The sequence below is a fragment of the Leptolyngbya sp. FACHB-671 genome, assembly GCF_014695745.1.
Taxonomy (GTDB): Bacteria; Cyanobacteriota; Cyanobacteriia; order Elainellales; family Elainellaceae; genus JAAUTN01.
In genome coordinates this window covers 1-23,272 of the sequence record NZ_JACJOV010000058.1, presented here as the reverse complement: position 1 = coordinate 23,272, position 23,272 = coordinate 1, and the positions used below count along the sequence as shown (strand labels likewise).

Annotated in this window: 23 protein-coding genes and 2 pseudogenes; 14 read left to right on the top strand and 11 right to left on the bottom strand. The window is 48.2% G+C overall.

The genetic code is table 11. The annotated features are described in order from the left end of the window. Positions 1-35 precede the first annotated feature (35 nt). Positions 36-176 (top strand): hypothetical protein, encoded by a 141-nt coding sequence (locus H6F93_RS06015; protein WP_190641902.1) that lies wholly within the window; start codon positions 36-38, stop codon positions 174-176. On the opposite strand, the gene H6F93_RS06010 is transcribed toward H6F93_RS06015, so the two are convergent. From H6F93_RS06010 to H6F93_RS35680, 4 genes and pseudogenes are all read right to left on the bottom strand, one after another. Then, positions 152-1,291: an alkene reductase gene (locus tag H6F93_RS06010; protein ID WP_190641901.1), complete on the bottom strand. Its 1,140-nt coding sequence runs from the start codon at positions 1,289-1,291 to the stop codon at positions 152-154. The genes H6F93_RS06015 and H6F93_RS06010 overlap by 25 nt on opposite strands. A 227-nt stretch (positions 1,292-1,518) precedes the next feature. After that, a complete protein-coding gene (locus H6F93_RS06005; protein WP_524537907.1) occupies positions 1,519-1,866 on the bottom strand; it encodes an isochorismatase family protein in 348 nt (115 codons plus the stop codon). A gap of 51 nt (positions 1,867-1,917) precedes the next feature. Beyond that, a pseudogene (locus H6F93_RS35685) lies at positions 1,918-2,082 on the bottom strand (transposase); the annotation flags it as partial. Between the two features lie 120 nt (positions 2,083-2,202). Beyond that, a pseudogene (locus tag H6F93_RS35680) lies at positions 2,203-2,412 on the bottom strand (transposase); the annotation flags it as partial. A 318-nt stretch (positions 2,413-2,730) separates the two neighbouring features. Here H6F93_RS35680 and H6F93_RS35675 point away from each other — a divergent pair. Next, on the top strand, positions 2,731-3,207 hold the full coding sequence (locus H6F93_RS35675) for a DUF4231 domain-containing protein (RefSeq protein ID WP_190679707.1): 477 nt from the start codon (positions 2,731-2,733) through the stop codon (positions 3,205-3,207). A gap of 117 nt (positions 3,208-3,324) precedes the next feature. Then, entirely contained in the window at positions 3,325-3,945 is a 621-nt protein-coding gene (locus tag H6F93_RS05990; protein ID WP_190679706.1) for a LysE family translocator, read from the top strand. A 225-nt stretch (positions 3,946-4,170) separates the two neighbouring features. Here the strand turns inward: H6F93_RS05990 and H6F93_RS05985 are convergent, their stop codons facing one another. Then, on the bottom strand, positions 4,171-4,965 hold the full coding sequence (locus H6F93_RS05985) for an SDR family NAD(P)-dependent oxidoreductase (protein ID WP_190679705.1): 795 nt from the start codon (positions 4,963-4,965) through the stop codon (positions 4,171-4,173). Positions 4,966-5,240: 275 nt separating this feature from the next. Beyond that, positions 5,241-5,936 (bottom strand): DJ-1/PfpI family protein, encoded by a 696-nt coding sequence (locus tag H6F93_RS05980; RefSeq protein ID WP_190679704.1) that lies wholly within the window; start codon positions 5,934-5,936, stop codon positions 5,241-5,243. 93 nt (positions 5,937-6,029) lie between these two features. Between H6F93_RS05980 and H6F93_RS05975 the strand changes: the two genes are divergently transcribed. Next, on the top strand, positions 6,030-6,731 hold the full coding sequence (locus tag H6F93_RS05975; RefSeq protein ID WP_190679703.1) for a LuxR C-terminal-related transcriptional regulator: 702 nt from the start codon (positions 6,030-6,032) through the stop codon (positions 6,729-6,731). A gap of 261 nt (positions 6,732-6,992) precedes the next feature. Then, positions 6,993-7,631: a hypothetical protein gene (locus H6F93_RS05970; RefSeq protein ID WP_190679702.1), complete on the top strand. Its 639-nt coding sequence runs from the start codon at positions 6,993-6,995 to the stop codon at positions 7,629-7,631. Positions 7,632-7,702: 71 nt separating this feature from the next. Here H6F93_RS05970 and H6F93_RS05965 read toward each other — a convergent pair whose 3' ends face one another. Beyond that, positions 7,703-8,935, bottom strand: a complete 1,233-nt coding sequence (locus H6F93_RS05965; protein ID WP_190679701.1) for an MFS transporter — start codon at positions 8,933-8,935, stop codon at positions 7,703-7,705. A 443-nt stretch (positions 8,936-9,378) separates the two neighbouring features. On the opposite strand from H6F93_RS05965, the gene H6F93_RS33290 reads away from it, so the two are divergent. The 4 genes from H6F93_RS33290 (at position 9,379) to H6F93_RS05950 (ending at position 12,138) form a co-directional block, all read left to right on the top strand. Continuing rightward, positions 9,379-9,546 carry a hypothetical protein gene (locus H6F93_RS33290; RefSeq protein WP_199313513.1) on the top strand — a complete coding sequence of 56 codons (168 nt, stop codon included), beginning with the start codon at positions 9,379-9,381 and terminating at the stop codon, positions 9,544-9,546. Between the two features lie 18 nt (positions 9,547-9,564). Next, positions 9,565-10,497 (top strand): radical SAM/SPASM domain-containing protein, encoded by a 933-nt coding sequence (locus H6F93_RS05960; protein ID WP_199313512.1) that lies wholly within the window; start codon positions 9,565-9,567, stop codon positions 10,495-10,497. A gap of 118 nt (positions 10,498-10,615) precedes the next feature. Continuing rightward, entirely contained in the window at positions 10,616-11,647 is a 1,032-nt protein-coding gene (locus tag H6F93_RS05955; RefSeq protein WP_190679700.1) for a hypothetical protein, read from the top strand. Next, positions 11,644-12,138 (top strand): hypothetical protein, encoded by a 495-nt coding sequence (locus tag H6F93_RS05950; protein ID WP_190679699.1) that lies wholly within the window; start codon positions 11,644-11,646, stop codon positions 12,136-12,138. Before H6F93_RS05955 ends, H6F93_RS05950 begins: the two co-directional genes overlap by 4 nt. Before the next feature lie 12 nt (positions 12,139-12,150). Here the strand turns inward: H6F93_RS05950 and H6F93_RS05945 are convergent, their stop codons facing one another. Beyond that, complete coding sequence (locus H6F93_RS05945; protein WP_190679698.1) at positions 12,151-13,815, bottom strand: adenylate/guanylate cyclase domain-containing protein; 1,665 nt, start codon at positions 13,813-13,815, stop codon at positions 12,151-12,153. 135 nt (positions 13,816-13,950) lie between these two features. Here H6F93_RS05945 and recD2 point away from each other — a divergent pair, with 135 nt between their 5' ends. After that, positions 13,951-16,227 (top strand): SF1B family DNA helicase RecD2, encoded by a 2,277-nt coding sequence (gene recD2, locus H6F93_RS05940; protein WP_190679697.1) that lies wholly within the window; start codon positions 13,951-13,953, stop codon positions 16,225-16,227. Positions 16,228-16,240: 13 nt separating this feature from the next. On the opposite strand, the gene H6F93_RS05935 is transcribed toward recD2, so the two are convergent. Further along, positions 16,241-16,915 (bottom strand): response regulator transcription factor, encoded by a 675-nt coding sequence (locus tag H6F93_RS05935; protein WP_190679696.1) that lies wholly within the window; start codon positions 16,913-16,915, stop codon positions 16,241-16,243. 375 nt (positions 16,916-17,290) lie between these two features. Between H6F93_RS05935 and H6F93_RS05930 the strand changes: the two genes are divergently transcribed. Then, entirely contained in the window at positions 17,291-18,511 is a 1,221-nt protein-coding gene (locus tag H6F93_RS05930) for an acetamidase/formamidase family protein (protein WP_347277250.1), read from the top strand. Positions 18,512-18,670: 159 nt separating this feature from the next. Next, the gene (locus H6F93_RS05925) at positions 18,671-19,705 is read left to right on the top strand and encodes a bifunctional heptose 7-phosphate kinase/heptose 1-phosphate adenyltransferase (protein ID WP_190679695.1); all 1,035 of its coding nucleotides are present in this window, start codon (positions 18,671-18,673) and stop codon (positions 19,703-19,705) included. A 23-nt stretch (positions 19,706-19,728) separates the two neighbouring features. Here the strand turns inward: H6F93_RS05925 and H6F93_RS05920 are convergent, their stop codons facing one another. Further along, positions 19,729-20,244 (bottom strand): DUF456 domain-containing protein, encoded by a 516-nt coding sequence (locus H6F93_RS05920; RefSeq protein WP_190642539.1) that lies wholly within the window; start codon positions 20,242-20,244, stop codon positions 19,729-19,731. A 171-nt stretch (positions 20,245-20,415) separates the two neighbouring features. Then, positions 20,416-21,078 (bottom strand): cofactor assembly of complex C subunit B, encoded by a 663-nt coding sequence (locus H6F93_RS05915; protein ID WP_190679694.1) that lies wholly within the window; start codon positions 21,076-21,078, stop codon positions 20,416-20,418. Positions 21,079-21,197: 119 nt separating this feature from the next. On the opposite strand from H6F93_RS05915, the gene H6F93_RS05910 reads away from it, so the two are divergent. Both H6F93_RS05910 and H6F93_RS05905 read left to right on the top strand, forming a co-directional pair. Then, positions 21,198-22,514: a D-alanyl-D-alanine carboxypeptidase gene (locus tag H6F93_RS05910; RefSeq protein WP_190679693.1), complete on the top strand. Its 1,317-nt coding sequence runs from the start codon at positions 21,198-21,200 to the stop codon at positions 22,512-22,514. A 206-nt stretch (positions 22,515-22,720) separates the two neighbouring features. Beyond that, positions 22,721-23,188, top strand: coding sequence for a type I restriction endonuclease (locus tag H6F93_RS05905; RefSeq protein WP_199313511.1), 468 nt, complete (start codon positions 22,721-22,723; stop codon positions 23,186-23,188). Positions 23,189-23,272 lie beyond the last annotated feature (84 nt).

The following is a 23,272-nucleotide window of genomic DNA, read 5'->3' as shown; positions in this document are numbered from 1 at the left end:
CGGGTGCAACGGATCGAACGAAGTCAATAGGTGAGATGCAAAGATCCCTGCAACCGCTGACCCGAACCGTTAGCCTGTGCATTCAGGCGATCGCTCCCATTCCATTTCTCCCAACCGCTCAATTTTTGAGAGATGAGATAGAAATTAATGGCTATGTTCTAGTGTTGGCTGATTGAAGGAATGGGTAATCGGTGTAACCCTTCTCAAAGCCGCAGTTTTCAATTGAATCATTGCAGGGAGGCGCATAAAACGTGGCAGAATCAGGTGCGTTGAGAGGCGCGTCAAGACGAAATCGCTCTGGTAAATCTGGATTGGCAAGAAACAAATTACCAAACGAAACCAAATCAGCATTGTTTTCTGCCAATGCGGCGATCGCAGTTGCTTTGGTGTAGCCACAATTGACCATGAGCGTACCTTTATAAAGCGGTCGGAACAGGCTCGTGGGAATTTTCTGTCCACCGTGACGCAAATCGGCTTCGCTGGCTTCCATCAAATGCACATAGGCAAGGTCAAAGGCATTGAGAGCATCAATCGCGTAGCTGAAGGTTTCAATCGCATTGGAGTCTGCCATACCGTTGTAGGTGTTGCTGGGAGAGAGTTTGATGCCTACTCGTTTTGCACCCCAGACCTGAGTAACCGCTTCCGTAACTTCCAGCAGAAAGCGAGTGCGATTTTCTAACGAACCGCCGTAGCGATCGCTCCTCTGGTTGGCATTATCCTGCAAAAACTGGTCGATGAGGTAGCCAAACGCTCCATGCAGTTCCACGCCATCAAACCCTGCGGCTAAAGCGTTTTCCGCACCCTGCTGAAATTGATGAATAATTTCTGAAATTTCATCAAGTTCTAACGCCTTGGGTGTTACGTAAGGCTGCATTCCTTGAGGCGTGAAGGTTTGTCCCTGAGCGGCGATCGCGCTGGGACCAATCGGTGTGGCTCCTTCTGGATGCAAGAGTGGATGAGCAACCCGTCCAGCATGCCAGAGTTGCAAAAAAATTCGCCCACCCTGCTGATGGACAGCATCGCTCACGAGTTTCCATCCGGCTGTTTGCTCAGCGGTAAAAATACCTGGTGTGTTGGCATAAGCCGTGCTGAGCGGCGAGACTTGGGTCGCTTCAGTAACGATCAAACCTGCCGATGCCCGTTGAGCATAGTACTCTGCGTTCAGAGCCGTAGGGATTTTCTTTTCCCCCTGACCCGCGCGGCTACGAGTCATGGGAGCCATCACCACTCGATTAGGTAGTGTCAAAGAGCCCAATTCAAAAGGTGTGAACAGGTCGATTGTTTTGCTCATCGTAGGGTATTCCTGATGGTACTTCTATGTTTATGGGCGATTATCCCGCAGGGGGAACTGCTTCGCATCGCAACTACTTGTTAATCAATTTGGCTAGAATTTCTTCGTACATAATGGTTTGGATTATTTTTCCAAAATCATACGACCATGAAACCGCTAACTCTGCCATCACCTGATTGGTTGAAGTGAGCATCACTCCATGCCTTTCCATTATCCGCAGTGCTGTTTCATCTGCCAGCGTTGTTGCCGATCCACCAACATCCGACGACCACCTGAACTCCGTACCCATCTTCCACCGCACTAATTGCCGGGTAGACAATGCAAACATCATTGGTTAGCCCTGCCATAATCAGCTTTTTCCTACCCCTTGTCTCCATTGCTTGCTTGTAATCTTCGTACTCCCAGCAATCCACCATACCAGGACGTCTCACTCTCTGCTCGTATACCTCTGGCGCGATCGTCTGCAAATCATCTAGCAGTAACCCTTGAAACTGTGTTTCCATACTGCTGGTTAAAATCAGGGGCACCCCAGCTTCTTTTGCCGTTCGAGCAAGGGCGCGAGTGTTTTGGACAATTACATCATGGGGTAAATTACGAGCCAGCTTAGAGGATGCCTGAGAAGTGTACTAGGCTAAGCGATGAAGCATGATGCGAATATTAGCAACATAGATAAAAGCTTCTGAAGTTTGTGGAAGGACTTCGTAGTCTTTACGGAGGCGACGATACCGGTTGAACCAGCCAAAGGTGCGTTCTACTTTCCATCGCTGTGGAACAGGAACGAAGCCTTTGATAGCATCTTTTTGCAGCACAGGTTCACCAATCGGGCGGTATGTATCGGTGACAAAGCTTACTCGCACCCACTAATACAGTTTGTGGTTGATGCGTTCCTAAGTTCCATTGACTCGCTATACCCGGAAGTAGTGATAGACCGTTTTCCAGCAGGGGAAGTCAGAAGGTAACATTCGCCAAGCACACCCGGCACAAAGAATGTACAGAATCGCGTTGACGACTGCTTGCATATCGACTCTGCAAGGACGACCACCGGGTTTGGCAGCGGGAATCAAGCCTATCAGTAGTTCCCATTGTGCTTGAGTCAGGTTGCTCGGATACGATGTACTCATAGCTCTCGAAATGCTGTCTTGATTTGCTATTGACAGGTTATCGTTTCGAGAGCTTTTCTCCTTCTCAGACATCCTCTGAGAAGGAAACTTTCCAGGTAATGCACTCGAAAAGCACTTCATCCAGAGAGTTTCGAGAATAATAGCCTGGGGTAGGGGTTATACGGAAAATTTCAGTACAATAAATTGTCGTACAGCAGAATTTGTCTATGAGGTTGTACCTAGAGACTGCTTGTTAGTAGCAAAAGTCTGTCAAAGAAGTTCTCATTCAACATCAATGCTATATCTGTTGTTATGTGAAGCCATAAAGTGAGGCAGCCTATGGAGAGATATAACCCGCTGACCCCCGCTGCATCGTTAGAGGAGAGGAAACAGCAAGCTCTTCATCAGTGCGATCACCTTAGCAAAGATTTTGCTAAACGTGCTGACCGTCACAAAGCTCGATATAAGCAGCTTCAAGTTACTAGTATTACGCTAGCTGTCTGCACAACCATTCTCTCAGCTTTGTCTGCTAGCAGAGTGCTTGTACAGTTGGATTGGATTGTCCCCGTTGTAAGTGGTTTAGCAACACTTTCAACAACGTTGTTGAGCCAAACAAATACACAGAAAATGTGGGTGCAGTCTCGTAATATTTCTCAGCAGTTTCAGACACAAATTTTTCTTTATTTACAATGCAGTGGAGAGTATGCAAATGTACAGGATGATTCAGAAAGACTTCAATTGTTCTCGAAGCATTTAATGGAGATTTGGTCACAGGCACAGGAAAATTGGTCACAGCAAGCATCTTCTGGGAAGTAAACAAGTCTTGGTTCGTAGGTTGCTGCGCAACAATTCTGGTGCAGCGGATAGACTGGAAACACCCATGGTGTTGCAAAGGTATTGGAAACCGCTGACCGGAACCGTTAGAAAGCACCAATGAACGAATTCTTCCTTTCCGCACTGGCATTCGGATTAGCTGCGGGTCTCAAACCGGGACCACTCGGTGTAATTGTAATTCAACAAGCTTTATCGAGAGGGCTTTTCGCCGGAGTCCGAGCAAGCCTTGCCCCATTGATTACCGATGGCCCAATCATCATCGCTGCACTTTGGTTTCTCTCGCAATTCAAGAGTATTGAACTATTTGCCGCTGCTCTAAGTTTGGTTGGAGGAGCTTATCTGCTTTGGCTATCCGCAAGGATGTTTCGCGTCAACAACATTTCGTTAACCGGAAAGCTCGAATCACAAAGCTCCCTCGCGACAGCAGTGAAGGTAAACCTTCTTAACCCAGGTCCCTATCTCTTTTGGTTCACGGTTGGCGGGAACTACATCATTCGTGGCTCTACCGCCGAGAGCATTGTCTTCGTCGTAACCGCTATTGGAACCCTGATAGCTTCCAAGGTTGCTGTTGCCGTTCTTGCCGTCCGCTTCTTCCCGTCCTTGGAGAGTCGCGGCTACCGCCTAACGATGAAATTACTTGCTGGCACATTGGTCTGGTTTGGTCTCGTGTCCATTATGAGGGCAGCTGAACTTGGACTCCATTATGCCCGCGATTTCTAACTCTTCGTAGCAGCGGACAGCCAAAAAGATACGCTTCTGTCCGCCGTTGAACTCAAACGTTAGACCGGACTTGCTTGTTCCAGTCTTTGTCAACTGAGGTTAATCGCAGTAGAAATGTCAGCGTTCTTGCTCATTCTTCTTCAATCTCACCCTCAAACGTTTGCTGTTTTGTTTGCTCTATCAGAATTAGTTCGTTCTATCAAACTAGCGATGGGAAGTGGGGTATTATCCTTTGCCAAAATTATTTCCTAATATCAACTTCCAGAAGCTAGAAACCCACTTTCGCGGCAAAAACCGAGGCAGCGTAGCCAGAATGGGATTAACCAGACTGCCAGGAATCACGATCGGCTCTCGTTTTTCAAATGCTTTTAGGGCATCTCGTACAACAGTCTCAACTGGCATATCGATTTTTTCAGCTACGTTAACCAGGAACGATGGAAATCCCGCTTCTTTGAAGAACTTAATGCCCGCCGGTCCTGGGCAAACAGCTAGCACATGCACTCCGTAGCTGCGATTTTCCGCCCACAACGCTTCGCTAAAGCTGAGAATAAATGCTTTTGTTGCCGCGTAGATCGAGAAATAGGGCATAGACTGAAACGCAGCCACCGAAGACAAATTGATTATCCCTCCCGTTCGACGCTGCCGCATTCCAATCAAGAAGCGATGGCTCAAATCCACAATTGTCGCAATATTAAGCTGCACCATTTTCAGCTGCAGGTCGCGATCGCTTTCAGCAAAATCACCGTAATCTCCAATCCCAGCATTGTTGACCAATAGGTCAATCGATCGTCCAAGTTGTTGCACAGTTTGAAAGATAGTTTCTGTCGCGTCTGGTGCTGTCAAATCCTGAACAATAATGTCTACTTGGATTTGATGTTGATGTTTGAGGGAATTGGCAAGTTCCTGTAACTTGTCCTGGGAACGAGCGACCAGCACAAGATCGGTTTGACGTGCTGCTAATTGTTGGGCAAATGCTGCACCAATGCCAGCAGAGGCTCCAGTAATCAAGGCTGTCGTCATGCAAACTTATCTCACTTTACTAAAGTAGATTCGGCTAAGTTCATAGTTTCTGCATCATTCCGAAGAACTATTACTACAGTAGACTTCCTGCGTGAATGGTAGCGCGGCTCCGCCGCGCTACCATTCACGCTTCAAAAAGTGATTCATGCAGGAGGTCTAGTAAACAAGGAAGTAGTAATACGGTAGCTGTGTCTAATGAACCGACCCGTGATCTTGCTAAGTTGGTCGGTGGGGATGCAGCCTTGAAATTTCGGCTGAGCCAGCAACATCAGAAATTAGCTTTTCAGGTTGAGTTGACTCGCTGTCTTTTTTGTTTGGGCTAGGAAAGCATCAAGGAGTGGTTTGCCAAATTGCATCAAGGGTTGCACAATTTCTTCCCCCGCTGTTTCAGGTGTGCCTGCGTTAAAAGGTGGTTCAGGGGTGTACTCCATCATCAATTGAGCCATCTTTGCAACCTTCTCTCCACAAAGCAGCCCCAGCAGCGTTAAGCCAAAATCAATTCCTGATGTAACACCAGCCCCTGTGATGCGATCGCGGTCAACAACAACTCGTTGAGGCACAACTTCAACTCCCATCATTGCCAGCTGATCACGAAATGCCCAATGGCAGGTTGCTTTGTAGCCTTGCAGTAAACCAGTCGCTGCCAGGATCATTGAACCTGTGCATACACTCGTCACATATTGAGCAGATTTTGACTGCTGTTGCAGAAAGTCCAAAATTTCAACGTCTTTTATGATCTCGATTTGTCTCATACCGCCACCTGGCACGCAAATCACATCCAGAGTTGGACAATCGGCAAGTGTTACGGTTGGCGTCAGGGTCAGACCTTCGTTGCTAAGGATAGGGGTCAGATTTTTCCAGACCAAATGCACTTGTGTATTGGGTGAAAAGGCTAAAACTTGGTAAGCTGCCATCACGTCAAGCTGAATTACACCCGGATAAACGAGAAAGCCAATTTGTAGTTGAGACATTGCCCTCAGTTGTTTAATAACGTCTGGTTGTGAAACGATTGTAGGGAAAGTCTGCTAACGCCAATAGTCCTCAAGTGGGTACACTTTTAGCCTATGCCTCGTTCTCTTTACCCTTTGTTTCAAGCGATCGCTACTGCACCAACTGAACAAGTCCTGCGGTTTAGGGTGATGGATAGTATCAGCGAATATTTTGGAGTGCAACGCTGGGGGATTTATCTTCTAGATGAAAATAACGGCTTAGCCAGTGTTGATGCAAGAGGGGTTTCAGATACGTTTGTTGAACAGTATCAAAAGTTTGGTAAATCTGTTGATCCAGTTTTGCAGTACGTTTTGCAGTACCATGCTCCGGCTCATGAAGAATTAGTTCTGCCGAAGGGAGCCTGGAAACAGAGTGAGTTGTACAAAAGATGCTGTTCTACCTATGATCATGAGCATATTATGACGGGTCCCATTGTTGGGCAAGGTCAGTTAGTTGGTACAGTAAACTTTGCTCGTATTGGTCATGTGCCTGCATTTAGTCAATTGGATCTGGCTAGTTTGGGAGCCGTTTGCACTCACCTTTCTGCACGTCTTGCTGAACTGCGAAAACAGCCCTGGGGTACAAATCCATCCGTCAAGTGTCTTACACCTAGAGAAGTTCAAATTGCTGATCTTGTTGCAAAAGGGCTGACCAATGCAGAAATTGGTGCGGAGTTGTGGATCACTCAGAGTTCTGTAAAACAAGCTCTAAAGCGTATGTTTCGGAAGTTAGAAGTTTCTGCTCGGACAGAAATGGTAGCGAAATTGCGTATGTGATAGGCTCCAACCATGGAGGCAGTTGAATAGAGCAAGATAGCAATTGTGATGTGTGATGCAGTAGACATCACAACACCCCTAGTTTTGAGTTCAAGGTTTTGCTGCCGCTCATCTAAACCATTCTGCTGGAAGTCGGCTTTTCTTCGCGCACAATTTTACAAATAGATTATATTGCTTCGTATGGATATGTGGGCACTTCACAAAGAAGATTGGGAAGCTCTTGAATCTTTAGAGGTTCCAAGGTGCGGTCGTAGATTGGATGTGGCAGGATTTGTCTTAGGCGATTCATTCGAGACGATTTTGCGGAACATCTCAGAAAATTACCTGAGTGCAGCATGGGCGCGCGTATCAGAATGTTTGAAGCAAAATCATATTTTTGCTAGTGATTTGACTTGGGGATGGATGCACCCTGGGGAAACAGGACTTCCTGACACGCTCGACCCACCCGAAGCTTCCATCGTTATACCGACCAATTTCACAGGGTGGACAAGTTGCGAACTGTCAGAGATTTGGCGAACTGGAGAATGCAAACGCCTTGATGCACAGTTGAAGAATGGCGTCCCCTCAATCCGTTGCACAGCAACCTGGCGGTCACTCAAATGGAACATTGCGCCGCAGGACTATCAGTTAGCGTTGAAGCTCATTGAAGTGAATTGCACTGAAGAAGTATCAGATTGGCATCCCACCTATGTGTTACAAAACATTGATGAACCAATTGAACTCTGGCGGCAGATAGGAAGGTCCATACAGGATAATAATCAGCCGCAGGTTGATACTCTGTTAGAGGAAGCAAGACACTTATATACATCATTAGGATTTCGGATTCTCCTTCGAGGGTATAAAACGTACCTTTACAGCGGTGCTCATGAAGGCCAAATCGCTTTGCCAGATTTGGTGTAACGGCCAAAATTCCAAGACATCGCGTTGCAGCAGAACAGGTCACTCCACTCGGCTCATGTATTACGCCACTATCAGTACCGAATCATTCGTGATAGCACAAACATCACAATTGATGCCAGCCATGCACCTACCACAATGCTGAGAATGGCTACATCAAAACTACCCGTTGCTGCCACGATTGACCCTGGAATTAGAGAGCCACCCACCCCTCCCAACAACATAGATAAACCGTTATAAAGTCCTGTTCCTGCACCCACTTGATTGGCTGGCAAGATGCGTTGAATGATTGCGTATTCTTGAGCCGCATAAGCACTTTGACAAAACACTGCGGCGGCAAAAAACAGCACCAAAAGTTCTACTCTATTGGTAGTGGAAGCAATATAAACCATCCCACCTGCTATCAGAAAACCAACTCCGGCAAGTTTTGTCCTTTGCTGCAACTTGTCGCCTAGATAAGCCATCAGCGCAATGCCAGCGATTCCGGCTGAAAAAATTAAAGCAAGCGGCCATCCCAGTTGTGCAAAATCGATCGCCTTTGCACGATTAAAATACGTGGGCAACCAGTTCAATACACCAAAAGCACAAAAGGCATTGAGGCTACCTCCTACAACGGCAAGCCAGAATCGATGATCTCGACGATATTGAACCGACGGTCTTTGCTGACGCTGATCGTAAGCGGTCGTATCCACATCAGATTGGACTGAAAACAGCTCATCCGGCACTAGAAAGTAAACTAATGGAATCGAGAGCAGCATTCCAGCAACGCCTAAAACCGCAAAGGTAGAACGCCAACCCCAAACCTGAATCAACGGCACCACAATCAGCGGTGCGATCGCCGTAGACAGAAAAATGCCGCTTCCCCAAATTGCATTAGCACGCGATCGCTCCCCCGACGAAAACCATTGACTGATAATCGCACTCAACATCGGAATGTGAACCCCTTCTCCCAGTCCCAAAAGCAAACGTAGGACAATCAGAGCTGTAAAAGAGTATCCAAACGGTGCGCTCAAAATCGTAACGAGGGAGAAGGCTGCGATCGCTGCTATGACACTTCGTTTTGCCCCAAATCGCTCTGCTAAAGGACTCAGCAACATGTTGGACAGAGCGTAGGATAAAAAGAAAGCAGCCAACAATAACTCGCCCTTTGAGCCTACTTCGCGATCGCTCCAATTAAAGTCTTGAGCAAGACGAGGTATCGCTAAAGACAGGTTATTGCGGTCTAAATAATTTACAAAAACTGTTACAGCAAGTACGGCAGGAATCTGCCAGCGAGTTTTGGAGTTAAGGGTTATGGGGGTTGGCATCAAAGGCTTTCTAGATCAACCTCCTCAGTTTACGGAGATGTATCCATTAGCACAAGGTAAGATCATCTGGAACCACATAGGGACAATCTTGAAATCGGCTAGCATGGGTTATGAGAACATAGTTTCTTTACGAACTTATCTACCCAGTCCTGAATGCGATGAGCCAAACATTCGGTTAAAGATGAAATATTTGGGTAATAATGAACCCGCCGCAACCGTGATTTGTTGTCAGCTCCTGAAATCAAAGTGGAAGTTAGCAATTGAAGCTGTCGTCCAACATAACAAGTCATTGAATGCAAGGAACAGCCTAGAGAATTTGTACGTTTTATTTCAAATCGTTGGGAGGAGCGATCGCCTCTGGCTAAACTCTAGATTTCTAGCCAAACCTTATGAATTCGTTGCTAACGAACCTCCGGCTGAAATGGTTTTTAGCCACTAAAGCTATGAATTGCAGCATTGATTTCGTCGAAGTTCTCTATAGAATTTACCTGAATCACAACAAAGTCATCCATTTTCGCAACGGCTACCCGGTTTATTCCCTCTCGACTCCCGCTTTATTTAGCAAACCCGCTGCTAATTTCATTGCTCGTGCCCTCTACCGCACGATTTAAAACAAGAATCTGCCCAACATGATGAGTTTTGCGGTGAATGATGACTGCAACGCTGCCTGTCAGCATTGCAGCTTTTTCACAGCCGTAGAAGAACCAGGTCGGGCAGTCCTGACACTCAATCAGGCACAAAAATTGATTCGAGATGCTCAAGATTTGGGCGTTTCTGTGATTAACTTTGTGGGGGGTGAGCCCCTGATGCGATCGGATTTGCCAGAAATTATTCAATCTGTAGATAAAGGCTTTTCTACCACCGTTCTATTCACAAATGGTTGGTTCTTAGAAGAGCGAATTCATGAATTAAAGTCAGCAGGTTTGGATAGTATTTACATCAGTATTGATTCAGCAAATCCCGCAGAGCACGATCATTTTCGATGTAAGGAAGGTCTGTTCGCTCAGGCAATTCGAGGAATTAAACTGGCTCAAAAGCTAGGTTTCTCAACCGGAATTTCGACCACCATGACACCTGAAACTTACGAGCAAGGTGAGCTCAAAAAAATTGTCGAATTGGGCAAAGAAATTGGTATTCACGAAGTTTTAGTGTTTGATGCGTTGCCCACAGGACGATACAAAGATCGAGAAGATCTAGTCGATAACGAGGGTTGGGTTGAAGCCATGATTCAATCTGCACAACGGTATAACCAAAATTCAGACTACCCTGGCGTCACCTTTTATGCCCACTTCACTAGTCACAAAAGTGTCGGGTGCTCCTGTGGAACCAGTTACTTTTATGCTTCTCCCTATGGCGACATCATGTCCTGTGACTTTAACCACAGCAAATTTGGCGATGTGTTAGAAGAGCCGCTATGGAAAGTGTGGGAAAGACTGACAACTTTGCCGGAATTTTGTCAGGCAAAATGGGGCGGCTGCAAAATAAAAGATTCAACATTTCGCGAGATGACGACGGTTTCCGATGGAAGCTGTAATGATTGTGGCGCTGTCAGTAAGTGCTGATCAGTGGATGATGGATAGGGTGTGTTAGGCAAAGCTGTAACGCACCATCTTGTGGAATCGAATTGCTGTGCGATCGCCAACCCATCCTTAAAGAACTAGCTGGAGAAATTTCCTTTGCATGAATGGATTGACTAATAGCTTCCTTTCTCATCTAGCCTGCGGTTTTGATGCAAGACCAACCCCGCTAACTCTATTATTTGAACTGTTCGTTTTTAGTGGAGTTGCTGCTGCATTTTTGATTCTTCCTAAAGTCAAAGACAAGGTCGGACAGCGCTTTCTAATCCTGAGCGTCGGTGTGCTGATCTTCGAAGTCTTTACGGCTCCTATGTGGCATAACCATAAGCTGGGTTGGTGGGCGTATGTATATCGAGACGTGAGTTGGGTGTTGACAATTGGCTGGGCAGCAATGATTTTATCCGTCGTGCTGCTAGTTGATCATTTTTTGCCTCGCTGGAAGGAATGGCACCGGTTTGCACTTTACTTAGCAATTCTGACTGTTCTAGTTAGCATTCTTGAAATCGTTGTTGTAAATATTGGAATTCGAGGTTATGCCCCGGAGGTATTGGATTCCGTAATTGGCATTTTCGTTTGGAATGTGCCCATTATTGAGGTGATTTACTACACGCCAGTTTTTACAACTTTAGTGATTAGTTTCTATAAGTATTGGAGTTTTGCAATTGATGAACAGCTTTTAATTCCAACTAAGCGAAGAAAATGGCTAAGAAGTTTTGTCATTGCTTTAGTCGGCATTCTTTTGTTTGAAGTGATGATTGAACCAATGGCAAGAAATCAGAATTTGCCCGATTGGTCTTACATCTTTCACGACATTAGCTTGCTCATGACTGGAACCTGGATTCTGGTGATCTGGCTAGCAATGAATATTGTGAACAAACTGTTCATCCACTACAGCATTCCCCAACGGTTTCTAATTGCCCTACTCGTAACAGGAGCGATCGCCCTGCCGTTAGAGTCCTGGTTTATCATCAACGGCTATCGAGTCTATGGTGAAAGTGCGATCGCCAACTTCACTGGTTTCACCACACCTTTCACCCATGTGCCTGTAGAGGTTGCCTTTGCCATTCCCTGCTACATGGCTTTAGTGATTACGTTTATCCGCTACTGGGAAACTGCAATTGACAACAAATTATGAGCACTCCTATCCGATCATTTAAATCTTTTGCCGTCGGGTTTCCCCTGGTCTTTCTTTGTCTTGCTGCATTCACAGGCGGGTTGAGCAACGCCTTTTGGCTGCTAGCCGCTTCAGTCGTGTGTACAGCTGGAATTGGTTTAATTATCTGGATTCCTTTGTCCCTTGTGACAGGATGGGCAGCACTCACTTTAGCGAAGGAAATTGCTAACACTACAGGGATATCTAGCCGCGACGGAGCAGTCAGAAATGCAGCAGAGCGAACTGAGGCATCCATTCGTCAGCAGGCGATGCGAAGCAGTTCCCCTCACGGGGTAGTCGCCCGCACCGTTTCCCAAAACACAACTCCCCAGGAACGCATTGCGCTAGACGAATATATCCGGCGGGCAGTCCGACTAGGACACCCTTATGAACGAATTCTCGCTACCCTGACAGAGCAAGGATGGAAAGAAGCAGAGATTCATCAGGCGTTTCAGGTTGCCGCAAATCAATGATAGAGATAAACGCTATCTCTCTTTTTTGCCAACCAATAAATAAGTCGTCATCTCACCTTTACCTTTGACCACAATCTTGCCGCGTTTCTCAAACAGGTAGCGATCGCGCAACAGTTCATAGGTTGCTTCTGTCACCTGGATGCTGCCAGATGAGGCGTGAGATTGCATTCGACTGGCTACGTTTACTGTGTCTCCCCAGAGGTCATAGGAGAACTTTTTGGTGCCAATGATTCCAGCAACAACTGAGCCTGAATTGATGCCAATGCTAAGCGAGAGGCGATCGCCCTGAGAAGTGCTGAACTGTTGAATGGCTTCCTGCATCTCTAACGCGATATTAGCGGCGGCTTCTGCGTGATCGCGGCGGGGAACGGGTACGCCACTGGCGACCAGGTAAGCATCTCCAATCGTTTTAATTTTCTCTAAATCATATTTTTCGGTGAGTCGGTCAAACACAGAGAAAATTTTGTTTAACAGAGACACCAGTTCATGGGGAGTAATCTGGCTAGAAATGTGAGTGAAATTAACCAGATCAGCAAACAAGATGGTCGTTTCATCAAAGCTGTCCGCGATCGCTTCTTCTTCGATTTTGAGTCGATCGGCGATCGCTTCGGGCAGAATGTTTAGCAACAAATGTTCAGACTGCTCCTGCTGGTAGCGCAACGCTTCCTCTACCGTTTTGCGAACGGTGATGTCGTGAATAAAGACAGAAATTCCTCCAAAAGAGGGGAATGCTCGAACTTCAATCCAGCGTCCCAAGGGGTGAGAAAATTCCTCAAAACTGACGCTGGTTTGCTGGTCAACCGCTTTTGTGTATTCTCGTTTAAAGGTTGAATTCGCCATTTCGGGCAGCACTTGCCAAACTACCTTGCCTAGCAGACCTTCGCTCGATCGCTGCAAAATTTGCTCTGCTTTGCGATTGACAAAGGTAAAACGGCCCTGGCGATCGAGCGCAAAAAAGCCGTCGGTCATCCCTTCCAACAAATCCACCACTTGCTGATCTGAAGCCCGCAGTTTTGCTTCTGCCTGCTGATAGCGAACGATTTGCCGCTCTAGTTTTTTTACGGTTAGCCGCAGTTCCATCTGGGCGATCGCCTGTCGGCTTAAGGTTTGCAGTGCCTTTTGCTGCTCTGGCGTGAGGCTGCGCGGCACCCGATCCATTACGCAGAGCGTTCCCAGGGGAAAGCCATCTGGTGTAACCAGCGGTGCCCCTGCATAAAAGCGAATGCTGGGGTCGGCTGTGACAAGTGGGTTATCGACAAATCGCTCATCCTCTAATGTGTTAGGTACGATCATCAAATCGTCTGGGTTGAGGATTGCGTGGGAACAGAAGGAAAACTCTCTCGGTGCGCTAGTAGCATCTAACCCAACCCTGGACTTAAACCACTGCTGATTGGCACTAGTAAGGCTGAGCAAGGAAATGGGGCTACCGCAAATGTAAGCTGCTAGCTCGGTTAGATCGTCAAACTCTGCTTCAGGCAAAGTATTAAGAATCTGATATCGTCGCAGCACATCTAGCCTTTCCTCCTCGTTGTCAGGAACAGAATAGGGGGCGATCGCTGGATTTGAAGAAAGTTCAGACGGTGAAACGGTAACACCTTCTAACGACGGTTTAGCGAATCTGCCAAACCGACCGACGAGCTTGATGACGCTGGCGATCGCGCTGTATTTTTGCTGCATTGCCTTCAAATCAGAGAGGAGTTTGTCCCAACCCCCTTAGGTTACCCAGACTGCAACTTACCTAACTTGGCGAGCAGCCAACCCCAATGCCGCGTCTAGCTGGCACACTAGAAGTATTCAGCGCCAACAGTTACTGTGTCGAACTCATCGGGAAGATATCAAACTGCTGCGGAGAAGCCCCCCAATCAGTCTCAGGGGAATGCTCAGGCTGCGCCACCGATTGAGCCACTGCAAGGGGTGGTGGAGCGGTTGACCTACCATTCTCAGGAATCGGGCTATACAATAGCGCGGCTGAAAGCGCCTCGCACCAGTGAGTTAGTGACGATCGTTGGCAATTTTGCCAATATTCAGGCAGGACAGACTTTACAGCTTCAGGGCACCTGGCGAGAACATCCTAAGTATGGGCAACAGTTTCAAGTTGTTCAGTATCGAGAAACCAAACCTGCGACGCTCACAGGACTTGAAAAGTATTTGGGCAGTGGCTTAATTAAAGGGGTAGGTCCGGTGACAGCTAAGCGGATTGTGGCGCACTTTGGGCTAGAAACTCTAGAGGTGATTGAACATCAGATAGAACGCTTGGCAGAAGTTCCGGGAATTGCCAAGAAGCGAGTTAAGTTAATTCAAGCGGCTTGGGAAACGCAAAAGGCAATCAAAGAGGTGATGCTGTTTCTGCAAGGGCACGGAGTTTCGACCACGTATGCGGTGAAGATTTATAAGCAGTATGGAGATGAGTCGATCGCCACGGTAACCGGCAATCCTTACCAACTGGCGACGGATGTATATGGTATTGGCTTTGTTACGGCAGATGCGATCGCCCGTAACTTAGGAATTGCACCTAATTCAGAGTTTCGCTATCGCAGCGGCACCCTTCATGTGTTAACAGAAGCCTCTGAAGAAGGGCACTGTTTTTTACCCAAAGATGATTTAGTGAATCGAGTGGTGAAACGTCTGGAAATAGACGATCACCGACCTGAACCAACACAGGTATCATCTATCATTCAACTGATGGTGAGTGATGGAGAACTGGTTGAAGAAGAGATACCCGACACAGAAACACGAGTTTATTATGCTCCTCCTTTTTTTGGGGCGGAGAAGAAACTGGCAGAGCGATCGCAACAATTGCTCAACCAACCCCTCACCGTAGATCTGCCGCGTGTACAGCGCTGGATCGATCGCTTCACCGAAAAAACGGGTTTGCAGCTTTCAGACCAGCAGCGCCATGCGGTCGAAATGGCTGCTACTCAGCGCGTGTTGATTCTTACGGGTGGACCAGGCTGCGGCAAAACCTTTACGACGCGCACTATTGTGGCGCTGTGGAGGGCAATGGGAAAGGCGATCGCTCTTGCGTCTCCCACGGGACGGGCAGCCCAACGACTAAGTGAAATGACCGGACAACCTGCCAAAACGATTCACCGTTTATTGGAATTTGACCCCAAAACGATGAAGTTTAAGCGCGATCAGGAATATCCGATTCCAGCGCAGGGGATTGTTGTGGATGAAGCTTCCATGCTGGACTTGTTTCTGGCAAATTCTCTATTCAAAGCCGTTCCTCTAGATGCTCAACTGTTACTCGTGGGAGACATTGACCAGTTGCCCAGCGTCGGACCGGGTGCGGTTTTGCAGGATTTGATTGCGTCAGAAAAAATTCCGGTGGTGCGACTGACACAAGTTTTTCGTCAGGCTCAAACTAGTCAGATCGTGAGTAATGCTCACCGAATTAATCAGGGTCAGTTCCCTCAACTGGAGCCTGTGTCTAATGTGCCTGAATCGGACTGTTTGTGGTTAGGCGCACCAGAGCCACAGCCCGGAATTCAGGCAATCCATGATTTGATCACCGATCTGATTCCGCAATTGGGCTTTGATGTGGCGCGAGATGTACAGGTGTTATGTCCGATGACACGCGGGGAAGTCGGGACGCGCAACTTGAATGGTGTACTGCAATCTTTAATTAATCCGCCCAGTTCCACAAAGGCACAGATTGAGCGGGGTGGAATGATTTTGAGGGTGGGCGATCGCATCATCCAAAAAGTGAATGACTACGATCGCGAAGTATTCAACGGAGATTTAGGAGTGATTACGGCGATCGATCCAGAAGAACAAGAAGTGAGCGTGCAATTCGCAGAAAGGATCGTGAGTTATGACTACGCCGACTTGAACGAAATTACTTTAGCCTGGTCAGTCACCATTCACAAAAGCCAGGGAAGTGAGTATCCGGTGGTGATTCTGCCGCTCTATATGCAGCACTACTTGATGCTGAGCCGCAACCTGATTTACACCGGACTGACTCGTGCTAAAAAACTGGCAATTCTGGTGGGACCACAAAAGGCGATCGCCCTTGCCGTCCGGCAGGTCAAAGACCAGCAGCGATACACGCTTTTAGAGAAACGCCTGAGCGGACATCTGGACTTTTAGGAATAGATATCGACTAAATCTGCTTTAGCCGATATCCCAAGCCATGCACCGTCTCAATCAGGTCTTCAGGCGCGCCAGAGACTCTTAGCTTTTGGCGCAAACTTTTGATATGTGCCTTGACCGTGTCTTCTTCGGGTGGCTCCTGCAAAGACCAGATGTGCTCAATCACCGCGGCCCGACTGAGAACGCGGCGACCGTTGCGGATGAGCAATTCTAAAATGGAGAACTCTTTGGGGGTGAGCCGGAGGGGGCGATCGCCATACTGCACCTCATAGGTACTGGGGTTTAGCTGCAAACTGCCCCACTGCATTCCTGGAGAGGAACCAGAACTGCCGCGACGCAGGAGGGCACGAATTCGAGCCAACAGTTCTGGCAGGTCAAACGGTTTTACCACATAGTCGTCGGCTCCCGCATCCAGTCCAGCAATTTTGTCAGCGCTAGTGTCACGGGCGGTGATCATCATCAGCGGTTGGTGATAGCCTTGAGTTCGCAGACGTTGGCAGAGGCTCATGCCATCCAGCTTGGGCAACGTTACGTCCAGCAAAATCAGGTCATAGGGCAAGGTTGTCACCTGCTGCCAACCTTTTTCCCCATCCTTAGCAACATCTACAACATAGCGTTGGTCAGTCAGCGCCTCGGAGAGCGCTTCGCCTAACCTGGCATCATCTTCAACAAGCAAAATTCGCATACGCACAACCGACCCAGCGCTATCAGTAAGCAGTTCTTGGATCTCGTAAAATTTAGACTCCCTTGTGTCGTAGGTAGGCGTTGTGTTAAAGGATACATTTTAGAGTGAGAGTCAGAATTAGAGTACTACTTTTGGCATAACCAGGAATGAATTTTGTAGCATATGCTACAAAATTCATTCCTGAAAACCTGTTCACTAATGCCATCTACCGGAATTTAAGGAGCTTCCAAGCTCGGCCTTGCGTATTCATACGTAAAACTAAGAAATCTAAAGCATCTACTGTTCCCTTTGTCCGGTTTTGCGTCTTGATCACGTAGGTTCTAGCCCTGAGGAAACTCCTTAAGCACGGGTGTAGGAGCGAACTAGGAGATAAAGGTGAGAAAAAAGCAAGGTTTTCGGCTAGAGCGACCTGTAGATCAGATTCGTTCAGGCATCAGCTTGGTCACTGAAACAATTAGAGGACGCAGTCGCCGGTTTCGCAGGTTGAGATTGACCGCAGGTGTGACTGCGGCGATCGCTCTCTCTCTGTGGGCAATTGTAGGGGGCGTGTTTCCTTCTCCAGCAACGGCAACTGGTCAGACCTATGAGGTCTTGTCTACTCCTGAAAACGTGATTTGGGGAGAACTGTTTAAGCCAGACAGTGAGCCGATTTTGCGAGTGCAGTCGGGCGATCGCTTGGTTATGCAAACTGTTTCTCACGAAGGCATTTTGGCTGACCAGGGAGACACCATCGAATTTCTCACAGGTAGTGGTATTGCTGAATCAGATATTTTGCCTGACCAGTTGCAGATCAAGGCAGAGGTCGAGAAAACTGGCCCTGGCCCACACGTGATCACTGGTCCCATCTATGTAGAAGGGGCAGAACCGGGAGACGTACTGGAAATCAAGACCCTCAACATTGATTACCGCGTACCCTACGGTGTGATTTCTAACCGTCATGGCAGAGGTTCTCTCCCAGGGGAATATCCTGAGAATGGTGAACCGATCTACACCAAAGTCATTCCCATTGACCGCGAGAATGACATCGGCATCTTTAAGCCAACGAATGGACTGCCTAACTTAAACATTCCGCTGAAGCCATTCATGGGACTGATGGGCGTTGTTCCGGCTGATCCTGAAGATGCAGTCAATTCAGTTCCGCCTGGTTTATACGGCGGCAACGTAGATATTAAGCTTTTAGGAGTAGGCAGCAGCCTTTATTTACCCGTTCAAGTGCCCGGAGCGCTATTTTATTCTGGCGATCCTCATTGTGCTCAGGGTAATGGAGAGGTTGCGCTGACAGCGATCGAATGCTCTCTCACGCCTACCTTTGAGCTCATTGTTCATAAAGGTATGACGCTAGAAGCGCCAGTCGGTGAAACCGAAGATGCCTGGATTGCAGTTGGTCTTGACCAAGACTTGGATGAGGCAATGAAAAAGTCGGTGCGTGAGTATCTACGAATCACCAATGAGGAATATGGCTTGACTAAGCCAGACGCGCTTCTCTTTGGCAGTGCAGCAATCGACTTTGAGGTTTCTCAGGTTGTCGATATCGTCAAAGGAATTCACGGAGTGATTCCTAAGGAGCTATTTGCACCACTAACCCAAGGAAATTAGGGATTAGGGGTTGGGGGTTAGGAATTAGGGGGGATGCGTCGCCCCTAATTCGCCTGTAGATTATGGAACGATCGCTATCAGTCCACAAGACGCGATTTATCTCGTTTCTCCAAGAAGGCTAACCCCCAATCTCCAACCCTCAATTTCTAACAACCGCCTATGACCCTAGAAGCTGACTTTACTGTTCAACTCCGATCTGCGGCTGATCGGCTTTGGCAACTTTTAGAGAATTTTGGGCGATCGCAAGTCCTGGTAGTCGGCGATCTCACCCTGGATGAGTTTCTAACAGGACAAGTTGAGCGAGTTTCGCGGGAAGCTCCCGTGCTGATCCTGCGGCATGAGACGACGCGGCAGGTGCCGGGTGGGGGAGCCAACGCAGTTTACAATTTGGCGAAGCTAGGAGCGCAAGTCAAGGCTGTTGGGCTGGTCGGGAAGGATGACCAGGGAAATGCGCTAAGGCAAATTTTTGAAGCAGCAGGAATTGATACGCAAGGAATTTTGGTCGATCGGGATCGACCCACCGTGACCAAAACTCGCATCTCTGGTCATGCTCGCCAATCCGTAACCCAGCAGATCGTGCGAATCGATCGCAAATCAGATAGCTTGCCCGATCTCAGCCTGCAACTTCAGCTAGCAGAATACATTCAACAGCAGGCAAAGGATGCTCAGGCGGTAGTCTGTTCCGATTATGGAGATGGCGGACTAACTCAACCTGTAATTGAGGCAGCTCTGTCCCATACTCAAACTGTGGTAGATGCCCAAACTGAGTTGCATCGCTACGCTGGAGCCTTTTTGTTTACGCCAAACTTGCCGGAGGCAGAACTCGCGGTGGGATATGCAATCGCCTCTCCTGAAGCACTCGAACGAGCCGGACGTGACCTCTTAGCGCTAACTCAGGCACAGCATGTTCTAATTACTAGAGGCGAGGAGGGAATGAGCCTGTTTGACCGCAATGGCAACCATTCCGTGATCCCCGCGTTTAATCGCACCGAAGTATTTGATGTTACAGGTGCAGGCGATACAGTGGCGGCAGCGCTCACGATTGCTCTAACAGTCGGCGCGTCTGCCTGGGAAGCAGCGGTTTTGGGCAACCTGGCAGCCAGTATTGTGGTGCGGCAGTTTGGCACTGCTACGACTACAGTTGAGGAGATGAAAGCTGCACTACAAGACTTGCTGGATGAGATGCCTAACTAAAAATTTCTGCAAACCGCATCGCTTCAAAATGCCTGTACTTGTGGCCAGGTTGAGACAAGGAAGACCACGACGACAGCGATCGCCAGCACGCCCTGAATCAAGTTACCAATCAGCGAGCCGACGACGATGCCAACTCCGGCTTTGACTGCCAGGTTCAGGTCTTTTCGATAGAGATATTCACCGATGATGGCTCCGGCTAGTGGACCAATCAGAATTCCCAGCAGTGGGCCGCCAAACGGCAACGCTGGAAGCAGTCCAAAGAAGCCCAGGAACAAGCCCACGATCGCCCCAATTTGTCCCCACTTGCTCGCTCCTGCTTTTTTTGCGCCCCAGTAGGTTGCCAGCAGGTCAACGCCAATGCTGAGCAGCAGCACTGTAATCGCGACGGCGATGGGAATCCAGAGCCCTGTAAATCCTTGAGCGAAACCCCAGATGGCGATCGCCACTACAATCAGGCTAGTTCCAGGAATGCCAGGAACCACCGCCCCAATCACACCGACAATCATTAGCGCGACCAACGACCAGTACAGAACTGCCATTAACAATATCTCCTCACTGTGGGTTTGATTGAGTTGAACTTTGGTTAGGAGCGCAACGATGCAGACAAGAATTTAATTAGGGGGTTTGGGGTAAGGGCGATTCGCGAATCGCCCCTACAAGCGGGTTGAACTTCCACAATCGCGTCTGGATAAGAAGGAATGACGAAGTTACTAGGCTTCAGAGGATACTAACGGAGATCGGCTTAGAGTATCTGCCAGCTTATCGGCGATTCCAGCGATCCAGGTTTCGTCTTGCTGCGTGTAGCTTCTGGGGGCATTAGCTGCCAAAATCAGCGCCCCTTCGCTGCCCATGGGCTGACAAATCACTCCTTGAGTATTCTCTGGCAAATAGTCAAATTCGACTCGCCCCGGATAGATTTTGAGGTTCACCAGGTATACAGGCTTTTGTTTTTCCAATACTCGCTTCAGGATGTCTCCTGGCTTAACCGCTGAGTTGGGAGCCAAGATACCACGTCGCAGCAGCACTCGCCCCTGATAATAGACCACGAGCGATCGCGTCACGGTATTGGTCAACAGCAGGTGCGAAGCCCAGGCTAATTCTGTTTTGACGGGATCTGGCAAATCTGGCGCTAACTCAAAGCCTTCTTCGCCAATTAGCTCAACGGCTTCGGGCGATCGCGGCTGCACCTGTTGCCACAGCAAGCCCGTTAGAATCAGTAGGGCACTAACGATGATCCCCAACGCATCCGATCGCGCCTGAAAACCACTCGGAGCCGGGGTCAGCAGGCGATTGATCATCAGTAGCGTACCTGCCAAAACACCTACCACAATGGGCAACTGCCGCAATACTTGATTTTGGTCAGGTCTAGCCATAGATTAGGTCTGGCTGATAGTAAAAACTAAAGCTAATCAAAACTGGAACAAACGCCTCAGAAGTTAAGTCCATTCCCATTTTATCGGGTTTACTCCAAGTCCTTGAAGGAAGACGACGCGTGCTAGAGCTGTTGATCTCAAACTTTTTCTCAACGTGGCTGAATACGGCTGAAATTCAGACTCTCAAGTCAGCTAATTGGTCAACCTGGTTAGATGCGATCCAGGTGCAGGTTTTACTTCAACCTGAATTTGCACTAGATCCAAGAGCTGAGTCTGTCGTACAGCAGCATCTTGCTCAACTGACTCAGCAGGATTTACCCGCGACGGAGCAGGGAGTATGGATTCAGGAAGGAAACCAAGTTCTGGCAGAAAATCAGGGAAACGTTCCCCTACCTGCTGCCTCGCTGACGAAGATTGCAACAACTCTCGCGGCGCTTTTAACCTGGGAACCCGATCATCAGTTTGAAACGCTGGTTAGCACCACGGGACCAGTTGAAGCAGGAACTTTGCAGGGGGATTTGATCGTACAAGGTAGCGGCGATCCGCTGTTTGTGTGGGAAGAAGCGATCGCCCTCGGCAATGCTTTAAATCAAGCAGGTATCAACCGCATTTCCGGAAATCTGGTGATCACGGGCAATTTTGCCATGAACTACGAAACCGATCCCGTGACGGCCGGAAACTTTTTGCGGCAAGGCATCAATTCTACACTCTGGTCTGGCGAGGTCGAAAATCAATATCGAATGCTGCCGTCTAACACTCCTCGCCCTCAAGTCGCTGTTGCAGGCTCAGTGCAAGCTGCCCCGTTGGAACAGGTTAACAGCCGCAGTCCGCAACCCCTCATTCGGCACAGCTCATTGCCACTGTCTCAGATCCTCAAGGCAATGAACATTTACAGCAACAACGTTATGTCTGAAATGTTGGCAAACTCTTTGGGTGGGGCTGAGAAAGTAGCGCAACTCTGTGCCGACACCGCAAATGTGCCAATTGAAGAAATTCAGCTCATCAACGGCTCTGGGCTGGGCGTTGAAAATCGGATTTCTCCACGGGCAGTTGTTGCGATGCTGACAGCGATTCAGCGCAACTTGCAGCCCAAAAGCCTGAATGTAGCGGACTTGTTTCCGGTGATTGGGCGCGATCGCGGCACCCTGGCAGGTCGCCGCATTCCCATTTCTTCGGCAGTCAAAACAGGCACGCTAGCAGACGTTAGCTCGTTGGCAGGGGCAATCTCAACTCGCGATCGCGGCTTAGTCTGGTTTGCCATCATCAACCGAGGCTGGAATCTCGACGAACTCCGCAATCAGCAAGACGTTCTGCTGCAAAACCTGACTACTCAATGGGGTGCACAATCCACAATCCCTCCCACGCTCACCCCAGGAGAACTGAGCCGTTTGGAAAGCAATCAATTAGGAGCCGCGAGCCGCAATGAGATCTTGTAGAAGATTTTTCAGTTAGCCAAACTGCTTACAAAAACAACATGTATCAACGCAAGAATTGAAGACAGTTATTTTCAGAGGTTATGAACTTGACGCAAGCTTTATAGAAGCCCTCAAAATCTGCGGTGATCTTTGTAAACTTTGCGGGAACTTTGAGTCTAGTCAGTATTGTTGATTAGATAAATTCCCCTAAAGGTTGGCAAAGCAAAATGGGTTTTACTGAGGAAATCGCTAAACTTTCTGATCAAGTTCGCAAGCGAGCTGATCAAGTTGTTGGAGAAGAAGCCACAAAAATGGCACTTATCGTGCCTTTCATCAATACTCTTGGCTACGACTGCTACGATCCTTCTGAAGTTAGACCTGAATACGTAGCAGATTTTGCCATAAAAAAAGCTGGGCAATTTGAAAAGGTAGATTACGCCATAGCAATTAATGACACGATTGTTATGCTCGTTGAAGCAAAAGCGCGTGGTCAAAAAGCTGAAGCTTATGATGGTCAACTAAGGCGTTACTTCAATGGATTAATTGCAACAAAAGTTGCTGTTGTAAGTAACGGAATCGAGTATCGGTTCTTTACCGATCTCCGAGCAACTAACCTTATGGATGAGGAGCCATTTTTCAGCTTTAACATCCTTGAGTATGACTTAAAACTGGAGTTTAGACTAATCAGAAATTAGCGCAGCTCGTGTTTCAGTGCTGAGCCAGGTTCGAGAGATAGAGTGCTGAACGCTTAGGCAGAGATAGGAGTCGGTTTTCTGCGT